Source organism: Pseudooceanicola profundus (assembly GCF_054919315.1).
The window spans coordinates 3,268,332-3,285,146 of record NZ_CM142898.1; the positions used below are offsets into that span (position 1 = coordinate 3,268,332).

Here is a 16,815-nt window from a genome sequence, read left to right on the forward strand (position 1 = left end):
GGTAGAAGTATGATATTATTATTCTCGAAATCGGTCGCTCAGGCAACATCGGTTATCGGAAGAGCCCCTTATTCCTAGGGCTCGGAGCCCAGGCAGAGGCCCTTTTGACGGGATGCCCGGGCGGGATGTCGAGCGACGCCCAGACATAGAAAACGCGCATGTTCTTTCGACTTTTCTTCCTGTGCCTCGTCACGCTGTTCCTTGCCCCGGCGCTGCCGGCACGGGCCGAGCAACGGATCGCGCTGGTGGTCGGGAATTCCGATTACGAAGCGGTCTCGCCCCTCGCGAACCCGTCGAACGATGCCGCCCTGATCGCCGCGACGCTCGAAGGTCTGGGCTTCGAGGTACACCGGCTGATCGACGTGGACCGCGCCGAGCTGACCCGCGGCATCGCCCAGTTCGGTCGCGCGCTGCGCGGGGCCGGGCCTGAGGCGACGGGGCTGTTCTACTACGCGGGGCACGGGGTGCAGTCCTTCGGGGTGAACTACCTGCTGCCGGTGAGTGCGGAGTTGAGCGATGCGGCGGACCTGAGCCTTGTGGCCGTCGAGGTCCAATCCGTGCTGCGGCAGATGTTCTCGGCCGGGAACCGCACCAACATCATGATCCTCGATGCCTGCCGCAACAATCCCTTCAGCAATATCCCCGAGTTCAACGACAACGGTCTGGCCGAGATGAAGGCCCCCACCGGCACCTTCCTCGCCTATGCGACGGCGCCGGGGGCGGTGGCGATGGATGGCGGCGGCGAGAACAGCCCGTTCACCCGCGCGATGGCCTCGCTGATGCCGACCCCGGGGCTGCCGATCGAGCAGATGTTCAAACAGGTCCGCGTCGAGGTCCTGCGGGAGACGGGCGGAATGCAGACCCCGTGGGACAGCTCCTCGCTCGTGGGGGATTTCTCCTTCGCAGAAGGCGAGAAGCTGACGGCACGCGACCTTGAGGCGCAGCAGTTCTGGGAGTCGATCAAGGACAGCCGCGATCCGGTTCAGATCATGCTCTTCCTGCGCGGATACGGCGATACGGCATTCGCCGGCGAGGCCCGTGGCCTGCTGACCTCCGTCATGGAGCAGGAGCTGGCGGGCGTCGGCGTGCCCGCCGCGCCGACCGCCCCCGAGGCCCCGCCCGAGGATGAGCAGATGCTCTTCGAGGCGGCGCAGGCCAGCAATTCGGTCGAAGGCTACGAGCGCTACCTCTCCGCCTATCCCGAGGGGACCTTCGCCGAGTTCGCGCAGGGCGAACTGGTGGCGCTGCGTGAAAAGGCGGGGGCTGATGCCACGGCCGGAGGCGTCTCCCTGCCTGAGGTGGCGCCGGCGCCGCCCGCCGCCGCGGTGGAGCCGAAGGAGGAGGTGATCACCTTCCTCAGCCCGCTGACCTCCTCCGAACCCGCGGTGAATGGCCTCTCCATTTCCGAGATCATCGAGTCCACGCCGCTGTTCCCCCCGGTCGAGGGGCTGCCCGAGTCCTTCTGGAAAGGGCAGAAGTGCAGCAGCTGCCATCACTGGACTCAGGAGCGGATCTGCACGCAGGCGCAGACCTACCTCGAAGAGGCGACCCGGGGCGCCGTCGGCAAGGAGCATCCCTTCGGAGGTGCCTTCAAGCAGAAGTTGCAGACCTGGGCCGCCAGCGGCTGCAACTAGCGGCGCGTGCGGCCCCATCTAGGCGGCGCGTCTGTCCTCCCGATCTGATCCCCGTTCTGACCTGACCGGACGACGGCCCGTGCGGCGGTCCCAATGGGGCGGTCTGGCCCTCGCTTTCCGGCACCGATGAGTCGTCCACAGCCTGTGGGTAACCCAGGGTCACGCCATGGCTGGCGATTTTCGCATCCCCGTGGCTACATCTAGTGGCCGGATCGTGCCGTGTTTTCGGGCATCTCCGGCGTGGATTTGCCAGCCGGGGCGTGGTCATCCGGCGACAGGTGCGCGCCCCGCGGCGCGGCGATCTGGTGGGAAATTCCGTGAAAAGCGCATGTTTCCAATGGTTTTCCCTACGTGCCGTCACAGGGCAGAATCGCCGTCTGGGTAGGACAGCCGGTCAAGAGCAAAGAGATTCAATTTTCAGTTGACCCTCTAGGCATTCTCACATCAAATTGTAGGGACCGGTCAGAAGAGCACCAGATTTAGTGTCGGCCGGGCGCGTTGGGACAGTCATCTCAGTTCAGTGTTTCCAGTTTCAGGAAATGGCCCCGGGGAGCGATCCGCGGCGGCATCCGTCCCCCCGTGTCCGCAGATCGGGCATCCGGCCGTCAGAAAGCGGTTGAGGCAGATAACGGGAAGCTAGGGGCATTTTCGAAATGCAGATTGAACGCAAGTTTACCAAGGCCGGTCAGGACGCTTACGCGGAACTGGAGTTCATCACGACAGCGTCGGAAATCCGCAACCCGGACGGGACCATCGTCTTCCGTCTCGACGACGTCGAAATTCCCGCGGGCTGGAGTCAGGTCGCAAGCGACGTGATCGCCCAGAAGTACTTCCGCAAGGCGGGCGTGCCCGCAGAGGTCAAGAAGGTCCGCGAGAAGGGCGTGCCGGAGTTCCTGTGGCGCTCTGTCCCCGCGAAGGCCGACACAGCGATCGGCGGCGAAACCTCTGCCAAGCAGGTCTTCGACCGCCTCGCCGGCGCATGGACCTACTGGGGCTGGAAGGGCGGCTATTTCTCCACCGAGGAGGACGCCCGCGCCTATTACGACGAAATGCGCTTCATGCTGGCGACGCAGCGCGCCGCGCCCAACAGCCCGCAGTGGTTCAACACTGGCCTGCACTGGGCCTATGGCATCGACGGCCCCAGCCAGGGCCACTACTACGTCGACCACGTGTCGGGGAAACTCACCAAGTCGGCCTCGGCCTACGAACATCCCCAGCCCCACGCCTGTTTCATCCAGTCCGTTGCGGATGACCTCGTGGGCGAGGGCGGCATCATGGATCTCTGGGTGCGCGAGGCGCGCCTGTTCAAATACGGCTCGGGAACGGGCACAAACTTCTCATCGCTCCGTGCGGAGGGTGAGAAACTGTCGGGTGGTGGCAGATCCTCCGGTCTGATGGGCTTCCTGAAGATCGGGGACCGTGCGGCGGGCGCAATCAAGTCGGGGGGGACAACCCGACGCGCCGCCAAAATGGTCATCGTGGACGCCGATCACCCGGACATTCAGGAATACATCAACTGGAAGGTGAAGGAGGAGCAGAAGGTTGCCTCCATCGTCGCCGGCTCCAAGATGCACGAGAAGCAGCTGAACCTGATCTTCGCGGCGATCCGTGACTGGGACGGCAGCGCCGAGGCCGCCTATGACCCGGCTGAGAACGCAGGGCTCAAGAAGGCGATCCGCGCGGCCAAGAGCTGCTCCATCCCAGAGACCTACATCAAGCGCGTGCTGGATTACGCCAAGCAGGGCTATGACAGCATCGAGTTTCCGACCTACGACACCGACTGGGACAGCGAGGCCTATGCCTCGGTCGCGGGGCAGAATTCCAACAACTCCGTCCGCGTCACCGATGCCTTCCTGAAGGCCGTCGAGGACGATGCCGACTGGGCGCTGATCAACCGCACCGACGGCAAGGTCGCCAAGACCATCAAGGCGCGCGACCTGTGGGAAGACATCGGCCACGCGGCATGGGCCTGTGCCGATCCGGGCATCCAGTACCATGACACCGTCAACGCCTGGCACACCTGCCCGGAAGACGGCGAGATCCGCGGCTCCAACCCGTGCTCCGAGTACATGTTCCTCGACGACACGGCCTGTAACCTCGCCTCGATGAACCTGCTGACCTTCCTCAAGGACGGCGTCTTCCAGGTCGAGGATTATGAACACGCCACCCGTCTGTGGACCGTGACGCTGGAAATCTCGGTGCTGATGGCGCAGTTCCCCTCGAAGGAAATCGCCCAGCGGTCCTATGACTTCCGCACCCTCGGCCTTGGCTATGCCAACATCGGCGGCCTGCTGATGAACATGGGGCTAGGCTATGACAGCGACGAGGGCCGGGCGCTCTGCGGGGCGCTGACCGCGATCATGACCGGCGTGGCCTATGCCACCTCGGCCGAGATGGCGGGCGAACTGGGTACCTTCCCGGGCTACGAGCGTAACGCCTTCCACATGCTGCGGGTGATCCGCAACCACCGCACCGCGGCCCACGGCAAGACCGAGGGCTACGAGAAGCTGGCCATCAAGCCGGTGGCGCTGGATCACGCCAACTGCCCTGACGCCCGCCTGATCGACCGCGCCACGGCGGCCTGGGACAGCGCCCTGACGCTGGGCGAGAAACACGGCTTCCGCAATGCGCAGGTCTCGGTCATCGCGCCCACCGGCACGATCGGCCTTGTGATGGACTGCGACACCACCGGGATCGAGCCGGACTTCGCCCTGGTGAAGTTCAAGAAGCTGGCCGGTGGCGGCTACTTCAAGATCATCAACCGCTCGGTCCCTGCCGCGCTGGAGAAGCTGGGCTACGGCTCGGCGCAGATCGAGGAGATCATCGGCTACGCGGTGGGCCATGGCACCCTGGGCAATGCGCCCCGGATCAACCACACCTCGCTGATCGGCCACGGCTTCGGCCCGGCGGAGCTGGAGAAGATCGAGGCCGCGCTCGGCACCGCCTTCGACATCCGCTTCGTCTTCAACCAGTGGACGCTGGGGGCGGAATTCTGCACCGGCCCGCTGGGTATCCCGGCGGAGAAGCTGACCGATCCGACCTTCGATCTGCTGCGTCACCTCGGCTTCTCGAAGAAGGACATCGAGGCCGCGAACGACCACGTCTGCGGGACCATGACGCTGGAGGGCGCGCCGCACCTGCGCGAAGAGCATTACCACATCTTCGATTGCGCCAACGCCTGCGGCAAGACCGGCAAGCGCTTCCTCTCGGTCGACAGCCACATCACCATGATGGCCGCGGCTCAGAGCTTCATCTCGGGCGCGATCTCCAAGACGATCAACATGCCCAACAACGCCACCATCGAGGACTGCCAGAAGGCCTACGAACTGTCGTGGTCGCTGGGGGTGAAGGCCAACGCGCTCTACCGTGACGGCTCCAAACTGTCGCAGCCGCTGGCCGCCGCCCTGGTGGAGGATGACGACGAGGCCGCCGAGATCCTCGAGACCGGCACGCCGCAGGAAAAGGCCGCCGTTCTGGCCGAGAAGATCGTCGAGAAGGTCGTCATCAAGGAGGTCGCCCGCGGCCGCGAGAAGATGCCCGATCGCCGCAAGGGCTATACCCAGAAGGCGATGGTGGGCGGCCACAAGGTCTACCTGCGCACCGGCGAATATTCCGACGGCTCCCTCGGCGAGATCTTCATCGACATGCACAAGGAAGGCGCGGGCTTCCGGGCGATGATGAACAACTTCGCCATCGCGGTGTCGGTGGGCCTGCAATACGGCGTGCCGCTGGAGGAATTCGTCGACGCCTTCACCTTCACCAAGTTCGAACCGGCGGGGATGGTGCAGGGCAACGACAGCATCAAGAACGCCACCTCGATCCTCGACTACATCTTCCGCGAACTGGCGGTCTCCTACCTCGACCGCACGGACCTCGCCCATGTGAAGCCGCAGGGCACGACCTTCGACGACCTGGGGCAGGGCCACGCGAAAGAGGGCGTCTCCAACGTCAGCGAACTGCGCGAGGAAACCGCCTCTGCCTCGCTGGAGATGCTGAAGCAGGTCAGCTCCACCGGCTACCTCCGCAAGCGTCTGCCGCAGGAACTGGTGGTGCTTCAGGGCGGCTATGCCGGGGCTACCGCCTTCTCGGGCGATGCGACGGCGGCGCTGCAGGCGCTCGTGCCCGAAACCAAGGTCTCCGGCGGTGGCAGCACGGCGCTGGCCTCGGGCGCGGTGTCCATGGATGCGCGGGCCAAGGCCAAGATGCAGGGCTACGAGGGCGAGGCCTGCGGAGATTGCGGAAACTACACGCTGGTGCGCAACGGCACCTGCATGAAGTGCAACACCTGCGGCGCCACCTCGGGCTGCAGTTGAGCGCGCGCCCCGGGGAGCCCAAGACCCCGGGACGTGCGAGGATCAGGGGGCCGGTGCGCCGGTCCCCGCGCCGGCCAGGCTTACAGGCGAGCAACCGGGCGGTATCAACTCTCTGGTCGGCAGGACTGACCCCCACCCGGACGGGTGGGGGTTTTTTCATGCGGGCGGACCGGTGGTCAGACTTTGTGTAAGGGACGACGGGGCCGGTGGGCAGCGGCAGGGCCCCCGGAATGCGACGCAGCCATCGGCGCGTGTCTCAGTCGGCAGCGCCTTCTTCGAAGGCGGGAGGGGGCCCAGTCTAACCGTTGTTTGCAGTGCCCCCCTTGGCGCTGCGGGGCGGCCTGGTGAGTCCTTGCCTCCAGTCACCTAGGAAAGTGCAAATTTCGGCGGTGGAAGGGGGCGCTGCCCCCGTCGCGTGCCGCGACTCCCCCGGAGTATTTCGGGAAAGATGAAAGTCAGACCGCGGCGAGGTGGGTGCGGGCGAGGGCGATGGTGCCCTGCGTATAGGTCGCAAGGCCGGTGGCGCGGGCGGTTTCGGTTTCGGCGTGGCTGGCGATCCAGGCGGTCAGCAGCAGGCGGCGGTAGAGGATCATCAGGGGCAGCATCTCCTCCGCCTCGGGCGGCAGGGGGGCCACGCGGGCGTAGCCGCGCAGCCAGGCGGCCTGAAGCTCGGGCACCAGCGGGTGGGTTTCGTGGAAGGAGATCGCCGCGGCGAAGTCATAGAGGAACCACGAGAACCCGCAGTCGTCGAAATCGATCACGCCGATGCGGTCCTGCGCCACCAGCAGGTTGGCAAGGCGCAGGTCGGCGTGGATCAGGCCGAAGCGGTCCGGCCCGGTGCCATAGGCGCCAAGCCGGGTGTGCAGGGTCTCGCAGAGCCGCTCCAGCACCGCGCGGCCCTCGTCGTCGAGCCCCGGCGCCGCGCGCCAGTCCCCCCAGAGCGGGTGCGGGCCGAAGGCGGCGTCGAAATCCCAGGTCTTGCGGGTGAACCCCTCGGGCCGGGGCCAGTCCATCGCGTGGCGGTGCAGCCGGGCCGAGATCGCGCCAAGCCGTTCGAACCCGGGCAGCAGGGCCACGTCCGGGTCGGGCTCGCGCCCCTCCATGTAGGCAAAGCCCACCACGTGGCGGGTCTCGCCGGGCAGGGCCATGCGGGCGATCAGCCCCCCGTCGCGCAGGGGCAGGGGCGCGGGCGTGTGGAGGACCTTTGCCGCGCGCAGGGCCTCGATCCAGGCGAGTTCCGAGGCGATCTCTGCCTCGTGGTGATAGGCGGGGCGGTGGACGCGGAGCACTACCGGTGCAGGCCTGGTGGGATCGGTGACGCGGAAGGTGGCGTTTTCCGACAGGCTGAGCAGCCGGACCTCGCTGTCCGGGGACAGGCCCCAGAGCGGCAGCAGCCGCGGCAGGGCCTCGGCCAGCCGGGCCACATGCGCGTCGTCGTAAAGTCCTGTCATGACGTCCTCCTTGCCCTCCGTGATACTGCCGGTGCTACCGGCCGGGCGGGCAGGCGGCAAGCGCGGGCAAGGACGGGCATGCGGATTTGCGAGGACCGGGTGCGACGGGAAGAAACCGTGACCTGTGAACGGTTTGCGCAGAACGGGGGCGCTAACTGGAAAAAATTACTCCCAGATAGATCATTTTGACACATTCTTGCCCCAATTCGTTAACACACTTGATCCCAAGGACGCGGGATAAGCGTCCGGTGAGGTGGTCCGATCTCGTTTTTGTTGTTTCTGTCGGACGTGTTCGCCTCGCAATGTTAATGAGTGAGCAGGCTACGCAATGTCCAGTGCTACGATCACTGTGGTTCCCTATCGGGGGACCCAAATTCCCAGCCAACTCCTGATCCCCGACACACGTCTCGAGACGGGCGCCTTCGGCCGTGCCGTCGCCGGTACGGTGCTGTCGCAAGATGGTCTGACCACGTTCAACGGCACCGTGATGCGGCCGGTGGGCACCGGCGCGGCGCAGGCCAGCGGCGTGGAGGGGCCGGGGCCCGAGGCCCCGCTTCTGGTCTTCGAGGCCGGGGGTCAGCTTTATTTCCACTACCCGGACGGGCCGCCGCAGGGTGTTGATCCGATCGCAATCGTGATCAACATCGATGCCGTGCCCGAGGACGGGATCATGCCTGCCTGCTTCACACTCGGCACGCTGATCTCGACGCCGGAGGGCGAGGTTCCGGTCGAAGACCTCGCCCCCGGTGACAGGGTGCTGGCCATCGACGGCAGCGCCCAGGTGATCCAGGGGCTGTTCCGCCGCCGTATCCGGCTCGACACGCTGCGCGGGGCGCTGCGCCACCGGCTGCTGCCGGTGCTCCTGCCGAAGGATGCGCTTGGACGCGGGCTGCCGCACCGGGACCTGCGGCTCTCGCAGCAGCACCTGGTCTGCCTCGAACATGCCGCGGCACAGCTCTACTTCGACGAGCGAGAGGTGCTGGTGCCGGCCAAGGCGCTGGTGGGGGATCACATCTGCCTCGATCACGCCACGGGTGAGGTGACCTATGTGCAGATCCTCTGCGACCGGCACGTGGTGGTCCGTGGGAATGGCCTGCCGGTCGAGACACTGCGCATCGGGCAGGTCGGGGCCGCGCCGCTGAGCCGGGCACAGCGGGCAGAGCTGATGATCTGTCTGAAGACAACGGCAGAGGCGGCGGAGTGGATGCCTGCCGCGCTGCCCGTGCTGAGCACCGCCGAAGGCCGTGTGCTCCGCGCCGCCATGGCCAGCCGCAGAAAGGTCCACTGAGAGGGACCGCTAAGAGGGCTGCGACAGGTCAGGTCCGGGCGGGGCCGTTTTTCGCCGGATGGCCCCGGGCGCGCGCCGGGCGGGTGTCTCCCCCGCCCGGCGTCATGCTGTCTGGTGGGAGCCGTCTCAGGCGGGGCGCTGTGCCATGAGGGCCGCGCGGATCCACAGGCCCGCGATCACCAGCGAGAAGAGGGCGTTCCAGCTTGCCATCGAGAGGCCGAAGAGCGACCAGGCGACCTCGTCGCAGCGGATCAGCGGGGCGTTCATGATCTGGTCGAAGAGATCGCCGGTGCTCTTGTCCGCGATGCTGCCGGAGGTGCAGCTGGTCGGACCTTCCCACCAGCCGCGCTCGACACCGGTGTGGAACACGCCGATCCCCGCGGTCGCAAGCGCCGCGATCGCCCCGAACCACGCCAGCAGCGCGCCGAGCGCCCGTTCCCCCACCACGAGGGCTGCAAGCCCGATCACGATGGCGACGGCATGGGGATAGCGTTGCCAGTAGCAGAGTTTGCAGGGCGGAATGCCCGCGATGTACTGGAAGCCGAGCGCCCCCAGCAGCAGCGCCGCGGAGCCACCGGCGGCAAGAAGGACGGTCGTGCGATAGTTCATAGATACTTCACCAGCAGGAAACCCCCGACGAGGAGCACGAAAAACGCCGTGAAGACAAGCCCGAGGCGCTTCTCGATGAAGTCACGAATGGGAGAGCCGAACCTCCACAGCAGGGCCGCGATCAGGAAGAAGCGGATGCCGCGGGCGATGATCGAGGTGACGATGAAGGTCGCCAGCGGCATCGAGGTCCAGCCCGACATGATGGTAATCACCTTGTAGGGGAAGGGCGTGATGCCCGCACCCAGCACGGCCCAGAAGCCCACGTCGTTGAACTTCTCGTTGAAGGAGGCCATCGAGTCGCCCTTGCCGAGGGATTCGAGGATCGGCTGGCCGATGCTGTCGAAGGCGAAGGCGCCGATGGCATAGCCCAGCAGGCCACCGAGGACCGAGGCCACCATGGCCACGAGCGCGATCAGCCAGGCGCGCGACGGCCGGGCGAGGATCATCGGGATCATCAGCAGGTCCGGCGGGATCGGGAAGACGGAGCTTTCGATGAAGGCCACGAAGGCGAGGGCCCAGAGGGCGCGGGGGTGATCGGAGAGGCGGATCGTCCAGTCGTAGAGAGGGCGGATCATCGGCTGCGGGGTCCTTCCTGGTGGGGCCTGCTGGCGGGCTGGCGGGCGCAGACGCGCCGGGGCCTTGGCTCATGGAACATGACCGGTCCTGACGGTCAATGGCCGGGGGGCGAGCCGGGGCCGGGCAGGGCGCATTTGCGGCGGGTTGGCGCGGACTGCGGCGGCCGGGGCCCAAGGGACGGGCGCAGGCAGGGACCTCGGGCCCGTCTCGGCGCCGCGAATGGCGTCTGCGCCCGCGGCGTGCCGCGCCGGTCGGGCTCCGATGGGGCAGGTCGTCTGCGCTGCGGCGGGTCGTCTGCCTTGCCGTCCCCCTTGCTGCGGCGCGGGGGCATCTTGCCTCGGCGCGGCCTGCCCGGGTGGGTCGCTGGTCGAGCGGCAGACGTTCCGCGCATCGGCCTGTCGCCCGTGGCGCCCCTGAGACCGGCGGGCTGCCGCATCGGCAAGGGCGCGGGATGCGCCTTGGGCTGGAAACCGTGGCCGTCGCTGGTTAATCAGGGGCAGACCGAAGCGGCGCCCGGAGAGGCGCCCGATCCGGCCTGCGGTGACACGGGGCCAAGGCGAAGGGGAGTTCGCATGTTCCGAAACGGCCCGATGACGCGGCAGAGGCTGCGCCGGACCCTGCCCCTCCTGTTCGGGCTGGGGCTCTTTGCCCTCGGCCTCTGGGCGCTCTACCACATGCTGGGCGACGTGCGGCCCGGGGCCGTTCTGGCAGAGCTGCGCACGCTGCACCCGGCCCGTCTGGCGGGGGCCACGGCGGCGATGGTCGTGGGCTACGTGGCGCTGATCGGCTACGACTGGTGCGCCCTGCGGCTGATCGACCGGCCGCTGCCGCCGCGTGCGGTGGCGCTCGGCTCCTTCCTCGGCTTCGCCATGGGCAATACCGTTGGGGTCAGCGTCGTCTCGGGGGGCGCGGTGCGCTACCGGATCTACGCGGCCCTCGGGCTCGATGCCTTCGAGGTGGCCTCGGTCTCCTCCTATATCGCGGCGGCCACCGGCGTGGGCCTGCTGCTGGCCGGGCTCGGCGCGCTGGCGATCCACCCCGGTGCCCTGACCGAGGTCGCGCTGCCCGAAACCACGATCCGGCTGATCTCGGCGGCGATCCTCGTGGGGACGCTGGTCACGCTCTATGTCTTCTCGGCCCGGGGCGCGGTGCTGAAGGCCGGACGGGTGAGCTTCCGCCTGCCACGGCCCGGGGCGCTGACCGGGCAGATCGCCATCTCGCTCATCGACATCGGGGCGGCGGCGCTCTGCCTCTGGCTGCTGCTGCCCGAGGGGCGGCCCGATTTCGTCACCTTCACCGCGATCTTTGCGGGCGCCATGGTGCTGGGGCTGATCAGCCACGTGCCCGGCGGCGTCGGCGTCTTCGAGACCGCCGTGCTCGCGGCGCTGCCGGGCGAGGCCCCGCTGGAACAGGCCGCCGCGGCGCTGGTGATGTTCCGGGTGATCTACTACCTGCTGCCCTTCGCCGTGGCCTTCCTCGTCGTGTCGCTGAACGAGCTGCGCATGGCAGGAGGCTGGCTGTCGAAGGTGCTGGGCGAGATCCCGGCCACCCTGCGGCCGGGCTATGCAGCGCTCTCGGGCGTGGTGCCCGCGATGATGGCGGTGACCGCCTTCGGCATGGGCGTGCTCCTCGTCCTCGTGTCGTTGGTGCCCTCGCTTCAGGCCGATGCGCTGGCGGAGAACGAGATCCTCGCGGCCCTGCTGCTGGAGGGCGGCACGATGATGTCGGCGGTCAGCGGCGTGGCGCTGCTGATCCTGTCGCACGGGCTGCTGCGGCGGCTGGCGGCGGCCTACTGGCTGACGCTGGCGGCGATCGCGCTCGCCATCCTCGCGGCCCTGATGAACAACCTCGACCTCAAGAGCATGGCGGTCTTCGGCGCGGGCGGGCTTGCGATGCTGCCGTTCCGCCGGGTGTTCTACCGGCAGGCCAAGCTGACCGAGGGCGTCTTCTCCGCCCGCTGGTGGGCGCTCGTCTCGGCGGCGGTGCTGGCGGCGGTGGCCTTCTTCCTTTTTGCGCACCGGGCCACACCCTTCTCCGCCGCGCTCTGGACCGAGTTCGCGCCCGGCGCCAACACGCCGCGCTCGCTGCGCGCGGGGCTCGCGGCCTCCGCAGTGATGCTGTTCTTCGTGCTGGGGCTGGCGTTGCAACCCACGCGCCCGCGCCGCAGGGCCGAAACCGCGTCCGAGGCGCTGGACCACGCCGCCCGCATCCTCGAGACGGAGGAGCGCCCGCAGGCCTGCCTCGCCCTGACGGGCGACAAGACGCTGATGTTCTCGGAAGGGGGCGATGCCTTCCTGATGTACAGCCGCCAACGCTCGGCCATGGTGGTGCTGGGCGATCCGGTCGGCCCGGAACACGCGGTGGAACAGCTGGCGTGGCGGCTCTGGGACGAGGCGCAGAAGGCCAACTGCCGCCCGGTCTTCTACGAGGTCAGCCACCGCACCCTGCCGGTCTGGATCGAGATGGGCCTCTCGCTGCACAAGGTGGGCGAAGAGGCGGTGGTGCACCTGCCCCAGTTTTCGCTGGGCGGCTCCAAGTTCAAGACGATGCGCGCGGCCTACAACAAGAAGAAGCGCGAGGGGCTGGAGCTGGAGATCCTTCAGGCCCCCCATGCGCCGGAGTTGCTGGACGAGATCGAGGTCGTCTCGCGCGCGTGGCTCGGCACCAAGGGGCGCGAGAAGGGCTTCTCCATCGGGCGTTTCGACCGGGGCTACCTGAACCGCTTCCCGCTGGCCGTGATCCGCCGCGAGGGGCGGGTGCTGGCCTTTGCCAACGTGCTGGCCCCGGGCGCGCAGCACCGCATCGCCATCGACCTGATGCGCTACCTGCCGGACGAGGCCTCGGGGATGATGGAGTTTCTCTTCGTCTCTCTGATGGAGCATTACCGCGATGCGGGCGCGCTGGAGTTCAGCCTTGGCGTGGCGCCGCTGGCGGGGCTCAGCGAGCGGCGCACGCCGCAGATGTGGAACCAGTTCGGCCGGCTCATGTTCGAGCACGGCGGCGCGTTCTACAACTTCGAGGGGCTGCGCGGCTTCAAGCAGAAGTTCCAGCCGGAGTGGCGGCCGCGCTACATCGCGCTTGCACCGGGCACCTCGCCGATGGTGGCCATGGCCGATATCGCCCTGCTGATCGCGGGTGGCGCGCGGGGTATTCTGAAACGCTGACGGGAAGCCGGGGCGTTGCGTCGCTCAAGTGTGGCACGGGGGCGGCCTCCGGTGACGGCTGTCCGGTGCCTTGGCCGAAAGGGGCGCGGGCCCGGTCCGATAACCGGGCGCGCGCTGTGTGAGGCTGTAGGCCGCGAGGGCCGGGGGCAGGCTCAGCCGAAGATCGCGCCGGCCTGTGCCTGCTGCACCGGGGTGCTGTCGGTATCGACCTCCACCTCGACCGAGAGGCCGGGGGCGAGGGCGCCCGCCATCTCCTGATCCGGGTCGATGGAGATCCGCACCGGCAGGCGCTGCGCGATCTTGGTGAAGTTGCCGGTGGCATTGGAACTGGAGAGCAGGCTGAACTCGGACGCCGTGGCGGGCGAGAAGTTCTGCACATGGCCCTGGAACACCCGCCCGTCGAGCGCATCGACGCTGATCTTCACCTCCTGCCCGATCTGAACGCCGCGCAGGCCGGTTTCCTTGAAGTTGGCGATCACCCAGAGGTCTGTGCCCACGTGGGAGACCAGCGTGGTGCCCGCGCTGACATATTGCCCGACATGGGCCGAGACCTGCCCCAGACGCCCGTCGGCGGGCGCGCGCACCACGGTACGATCCATGTCGATCCGGGCCAGTTCCACCGTGGCCTCGGCCCGGGTGATGGCGGTCTTCTTGGTGCTGATGGCGACCTCGGCACTGGCGATGGCCTGCTTGCGCACCTCGACGGTGGCCTCGGCCTCGGCCAGCGAGGCCTCGGCCTGCTTGTAGGAGAGTTCCGCCTGATCGGCGGTGGACTGCGAGGAGATGCCGCGATCACTCAGCGCGCGCACCCGGTCCCACTCCGACTTGGCGGTGGCGAGGGCAGATTGCGCGCCCTTGAGCGAGGCCTCGGACGAGCGGCTGGCAGCCTTGGCGGAATTCAGGTCCTGCTTGGCCACTTCCAGCGCCGCCTTGGCGGAGGCGAGATCGGCCTCGGCCTGGGCGAGGGCCTGGGTATAGGTGCGGTCGTCGATCCGGGCGATCACGTCACCGGCGTGGACGGTCTGGAAATCGGTCACGTCGACTTCGGCGATATAGCCCGAGAGCTGCGGGGCGAGGGCCGTGACCTTGCCGCGGACATACGCGTTCTCGGTCGTGGGCTGCGCCGGGGAGAAGGGCGGCAGGTGCCAGGCGAAGAGAACGAGCGCGAGGCCCGCCACGCCGATGGCGAGGGTCAGGAGGGTCGGGAGGAGATGGATCTTTTTCATGCGGGTACTTCGGTCTGGCGGAGGGACCGCGCCACCATCCAGTCCCGCAGGACATGGAGGAGGAGCGCAGAGGCAGCGACGGTCGCGATGAGGAAAATGGTGAAATAGGCGTCGTTGTAGGCCATCACGTAGGCCTGCGACGAAACGGTGGAGGAGAGCTGATAGACCGCCTGCGCCGAGCGCGCAGCCGCATCGGGCTGCTGGCTGAGCAGGGCGGCCACGTTGCGGGCAACCTCGGCCTGCGCCAGCGGGTCGCTGGTCTGGATCTGCTCGCGCAGGTGCTGGAGGTGGGCGGCCTGCCGGTGGTTGATGATCGTGGTGAAGAGACCCGCCCCCGCGACCGCGCCGAGGCTCTGGGTCGAGAGGAAGACGATCACGAAGGACAGGATGTAGCTGGGCCCCTTGGCGAGCGCGGACATGAAGCCCGACATCATCGCCGGCGGCAGGCAGAGCATCCCGGCAAAGGCGATCAGCGCCTGGCTAATGTACATCTGCTCGGGCCGGGTCAGCATGGAGGACTGGCTGTCCATCCACGCCCCCGTCGCGATCAGGACGAGGGCCACGAACTGGAAGGCGGGCACTCGCTTGGGCGTCAGGTAGGCGACCGAGGCCAGCACGCCCACGAAGGTCGCCAGCACGATCACCGCGAAGAGCGGGGTCATCTGCTCGGGCGCGAGGCCCATGGTCTGGAACATCCGCGGCGCGCCGGAGGTCTGCTCCGACAGGACGAGCCGGAAGATCATCAGCGTGCCGGTCAGGTGCAGGATCGGCGGGCTCGCGATCCAGCGCAGGTCCAGCAGCGGGGTCTCGCGGTGCAGCTCGATCACGGCGGCCACGATCAGGCAGACGACACAGCCCGCCAGCAGCCAGCCGATCCAGACGGCATCGTCCCACCAGTGGATCGGCCCCATGACGAAGGCCACGGTCATGCCCCCGAAGCCCATGGCGATGAGCCCGAAGCTGACGAGGTCGAGGGGCTGGATCACCTTGGCATGGGGCACCGGCCGCAGCGGCAGCAGGTAGACCATGGCGAGCGAGAGCATCGCCAGCCCCAGCGTCACGAGGTGGACGTTCCAGATGAACCCGTCGCCGATCAGCGAGGGCGAGATCAGCCGCGCGATGGTCGTGCCCGAGAAGAGCAGCGCCAGCACCATGGGCAGACCCAGCTTCAGCTTCCACTGCGGCGCCAGCGGTTCCAGCATGTAGAGGAAGGCCAGCGTCGCCAGCGGGGCGGCGGCCACGCCCGAGAGGAACTGCATGATGACGGCCGAGCGCAGGTCGGTGATCCAGAGCGCGCCGAAGGCCACGATGACATAGGCTGCGATCCCCACCTCGGCAAAGCGGCGCAGGCCGAACTGGGTGCGGATCTTGATCAGCATCAGCGGCAGCGAGGCGCGCGGGATCATGTAGGCCGCCAGCAACCAGGTGCCCTGCGTGGTGGTCACGCCGAGGTCGCCCGAGAACTGCGGGATGTTGACGGTGACGAACCCCTGTCCCAGCCCCTGGCTGATCGCCAGAAGAACGGAGGCGAACATGTAGGGCAGCGCCTGAAGTGGCGACATGGCCGGGGCAGGGGGCGGCGGCGCGGGCTGCGCCTGTGCCGTCTGCGCCTGTGCCGTCTGGGGGTCTGCGGTTTCGGCCGCTACGGTTTCGGCCCCTACGGTTTCGGTCTGTGTGGGTTGGGCCTGTGCGGGTTCGGTCTGCGTGGGGGCCGCATGTGCGAGCTCGGCGGCAGGCTCAGGGCCGGGCTCCGGCGCAGGAGTGGCGGCGGGCCCAACTTCGCGATCCGCGTCGCCCGTTCCGGCGGGCCCATAGGGGCCGTCGCCCGATGTTCGTGCGGTGCGGTCAGGGGCCGGTGCGGCGCTGTCCACCGCGGCGCCACGCGCCTGCGCGGCGAGGCGCTTGGCGTCTGCCGTGGCTTCCTCGGTGCGCAGGTCTTCTGTCCCGGCCGGTGACGCCGGTGCGGCTGAGGCTGCCGCCTCGGACGCGATCTTCGCGTCGGACGTTTCTGTGGTCCTCTTGGTCATTCGAACTTGTATTCCGCGATATTCTCGGTGACCTGCTCCAGCACGCGGCGTGCGGTGGCGATGTCCTCGGGCGGGATGCCCTCGAGCGCCTGCGCCCGGATATGGGTGCTGAAGCGGCTGATTTCCTTCTCTCTTGCCCGGTCGGTCAGGTAGAGCGCGCGCTTGCGCGCATCGCCTTCCAGCCCGCGTCTCTCGATGAACCCATCACGCTCGAGCGCGTCGATCTGGCGCTTGGCCGAGGGGGCCTCGATCCCGAGTTCCGCGGCCAGTTCCGCCTGCGTGGCGCCTTCGATCAGCGTCAGGGTGCGGATCAGCCGGGCGCGGGACAGAGTCAGCCCCATCTCGCGCGCATTGGCATCGAACTGACGCCGAAAGGCGCGGACCACGTTTTGCAGCGCGTCGAAGAGCTGCGTCTGGTCTGCGGGCATGGGTGACCTCCGGTCAAGATGGTTAGCTAGGCAAGTTGTTAGCCAGTTAATCCTGTGCCCTGGATGCGTCAAGATCGCTGACCTGTGCAGACGGGCAGA

At 67.8% G+C, this 16,815-nt stretch carries 10 protein-coding genes; 4 read left to right on the top strand and 6 right to left on the bottom strand.

Annotated features, from left to right (window positions below; all coding sequences use genetic code 11):
• The first annotated feature begins 158 nt into the window (after window positions 1-158).
• Both ACX9MO_RS15030 and ACX9MO_RS15035 read left to right on the top strand, forming a co-directional pair.
• The gene (locus tag ACX9MO_RS15030) at window positions 159-1,634 is read left to right on the top strand and encodes a caspase family protein (protein WP_462212419.1); all 1,476 of its coding nucleotides are present in this window, start codon (window positions 159-161) and stop codon (window positions 1,632-1,634) included.
• A 653-nt stretch (window positions 1,635-2,287) separates the two neighbouring features.
• Window positions 2,288-5,947, top strand: a complete 3,660-nt coding sequence (locus ACX9MO_RS15035) for a vitamin B12-dependent ribonucleotide reductase (RefSeq protein WP_462212420.1) — start codon at window positions 2,288-2,290, stop codon at window positions 5,945-5,947.
• A 455-nt stretch (window positions 5,948-6,402) separates the two neighbouring features.
• On the opposite strand, the gene ACX9MO_RS15040 is transcribed toward ACX9MO_RS15035, so the two are convergent.
• Window positions 6,403-7,398 carry a phosphotransferase enzyme family protein gene (locus ACX9MO_RS15040; RefSeq protein ID WP_462212421.1) on the bottom strand — a complete coding sequence of 332 codons (996 nt, stop codon included), beginning with the start codon at window positions 7,396-7,398 and terminating at the stop codon, window positions 6,403-6,405.
• Window positions 7,399-7,726: 328 nt separating this feature from the next.
• On the opposite strand from ACX9MO_RS15040, the gene ACX9MO_RS15045 reads away from it, so the two are divergent.
• Window positions 7,727-8,686, top strand: coding sequence for a Hint domain-containing protein (locus ACX9MO_RS15045; protein WP_462212422.1), 960 nt, complete (start codon window positions 7,727-7,729; stop codon window positions 8,684-8,686).
• 126 nt (window positions 8,687-8,812) lie between these two features.
• Here the strand turns inward: ACX9MO_RS15045 and ACX9MO_RS15050 are convergent, their stop codons facing one another.
• Window positions 8,813-9,295, bottom strand: a complete 483-nt coding sequence (locus ACX9MO_RS15050; protein ID WP_222494885.1) for a disulfide bond formation protein B — start codon at window positions 9,293-9,295, stop codon at window positions 8,813-8,815.
• Entirely contained in the window at window positions 9,292-9,870 is a 579-nt protein-coding gene (locus ACX9MO_RS15055) for a YqaA family protein (RefSeq protein WP_222494884.1), read from the bottom strand. Before ACX9MO_RS15055 ends, ACX9MO_RS15050 begins: the two co-directional genes overlap by 4 nt.
• Before the next feature lie 573 nt (window positions 9,871-10,443).
• On the opposite strand from ACX9MO_RS15055, the gene mprF reads away from it, so the two are divergent.
• A complete protein-coding gene (gene mprF / locus ACX9MO_RS15060) occupies window positions 10,444-13,035 on the top strand; it encodes a bifunctional lysylphosphatidylglycerol flippase/synthetase MprF (protein ID WP_462212423.1) in 2,592 nt (863 codons plus the stop codon).
• A 152-nt stretch (window positions 13,036-13,187) separates the two neighbouring features.
• On the opposite strand, the gene ACX9MO_RS15065 is transcribed toward mprF, so the two are convergent.
• From ACX9MO_RS15065 to ACX9MO_RS15075, 3 genes are read right to left on the bottom strand one after another with little or no spacing between them, the layout of a single operon-like run.
• On the bottom strand, window positions 13,188-14,261 hold the full coding sequence (locus tag ACX9MO_RS15065) for an HlyD family secretion protein (protein WP_462212424.1): 1,074 nt from the start codon (window positions 14,259-14,261) through the stop codon (window positions 13,188-13,190).
• A complete protein-coding gene (locus ACX9MO_RS15070; protein ID WP_462212425.1) occupies window positions 14,258-16,288 on the bottom strand; it encodes an efflux MFS transporter permease in 2,031 nt (676 codons plus the stop codon). Before ACX9MO_RS15070 ends, ACX9MO_RS15065 begins: the two co-directional genes overlap by 4 nt.
• On the bottom strand, window positions 16,285-16,716 hold the full coding sequence (locus ACX9MO_RS15075; protein ID WP_222494872.1) for a MarR family winged helix-turn-helix transcriptional regulator: 432 nt from the start codon (window positions 16,714-16,716) through the stop codon (window positions 16,285-16,287). Before ACX9MO_RS15075 ends, ACX9MO_RS15070 begins: the two co-directional genes overlap by 4 nt.
• Between the last annotated feature and the right edge of the window lie 99 nt (window positions 16,717-16,815).

Bases quoted from the DNA above. Each gene is read 5' to 3' on its own strand.
- ACX9MO_RS15030 (WP_462212419.1), top strand. From the start codon at position 159: ATGTTCTTTCGACTTTTCTTCCTGTGCCTCGTCACGCTGTTCCTTGCC.
- ACX9MO_RS15035 (WP_462212420.1), top strand. From the start codon at position 2,288: ATGCAGATTGAACGCAAGTTTACCAAGGCCGGTCAGGACGCTTACGCG.
- ACX9MO_RS15040 (WP_462212421.1), bottom strand. From the start codon at position 7,398: ATGACAGGACTTTACGACGACGCGCATGTGGCCCGGCTGGCCGAGGCC.
- ACX9MO_RS15045 (WP_462212422.1), top strand. From the start codon at position 7,727: ATGTCCAGTGCTACGATCACTGTGGTTCCCTATCGGGGGACCCAAATT.
- ACX9MO_RS15050 (WP_222494885.1), bottom strand. From the start codon at position 9,295: ATGAACTATCGCACGACCGTCCTTCTTGCCGCCGGTGGCTCCGCGGCG.
- ACX9MO_RS15055 (WP_222494884.1), bottom strand. From the start codon at position 9,870: ATGATCCGCCCTCTCTACGACTGGACGATCCGCCTCTCCGATCACCCC.
- mprF (WP_462212423.1), top strand. From the start codon at position 10,444: ATGTTCCGAAACGGCCCGATGACGCGGCAGAGGCTGCGCCGGACCCTG.
- ACX9MO_RS15065 (WP_462212424.1), bottom strand. From the start codon at position 14,261: ATGAAAAAGATCCATCTCCTCCCGACCCTCCTGACCCTCGCCATCGGC.
- ACX9MO_RS15070 (WP_462212425.1), bottom strand. From the start codon at position 16,288: ATGACCAAGAGGACCACAGAAACGTCCGACGCGAAGATCGCGTCCGAG.
- ACX9MO_RS15075 (WP_222494872.1), bottom strand. From the start codon at position 16,716: ATGCCCGCAGACCAGACGCAGCTCTTCGACGCGCTGCAAAACGTGGTC.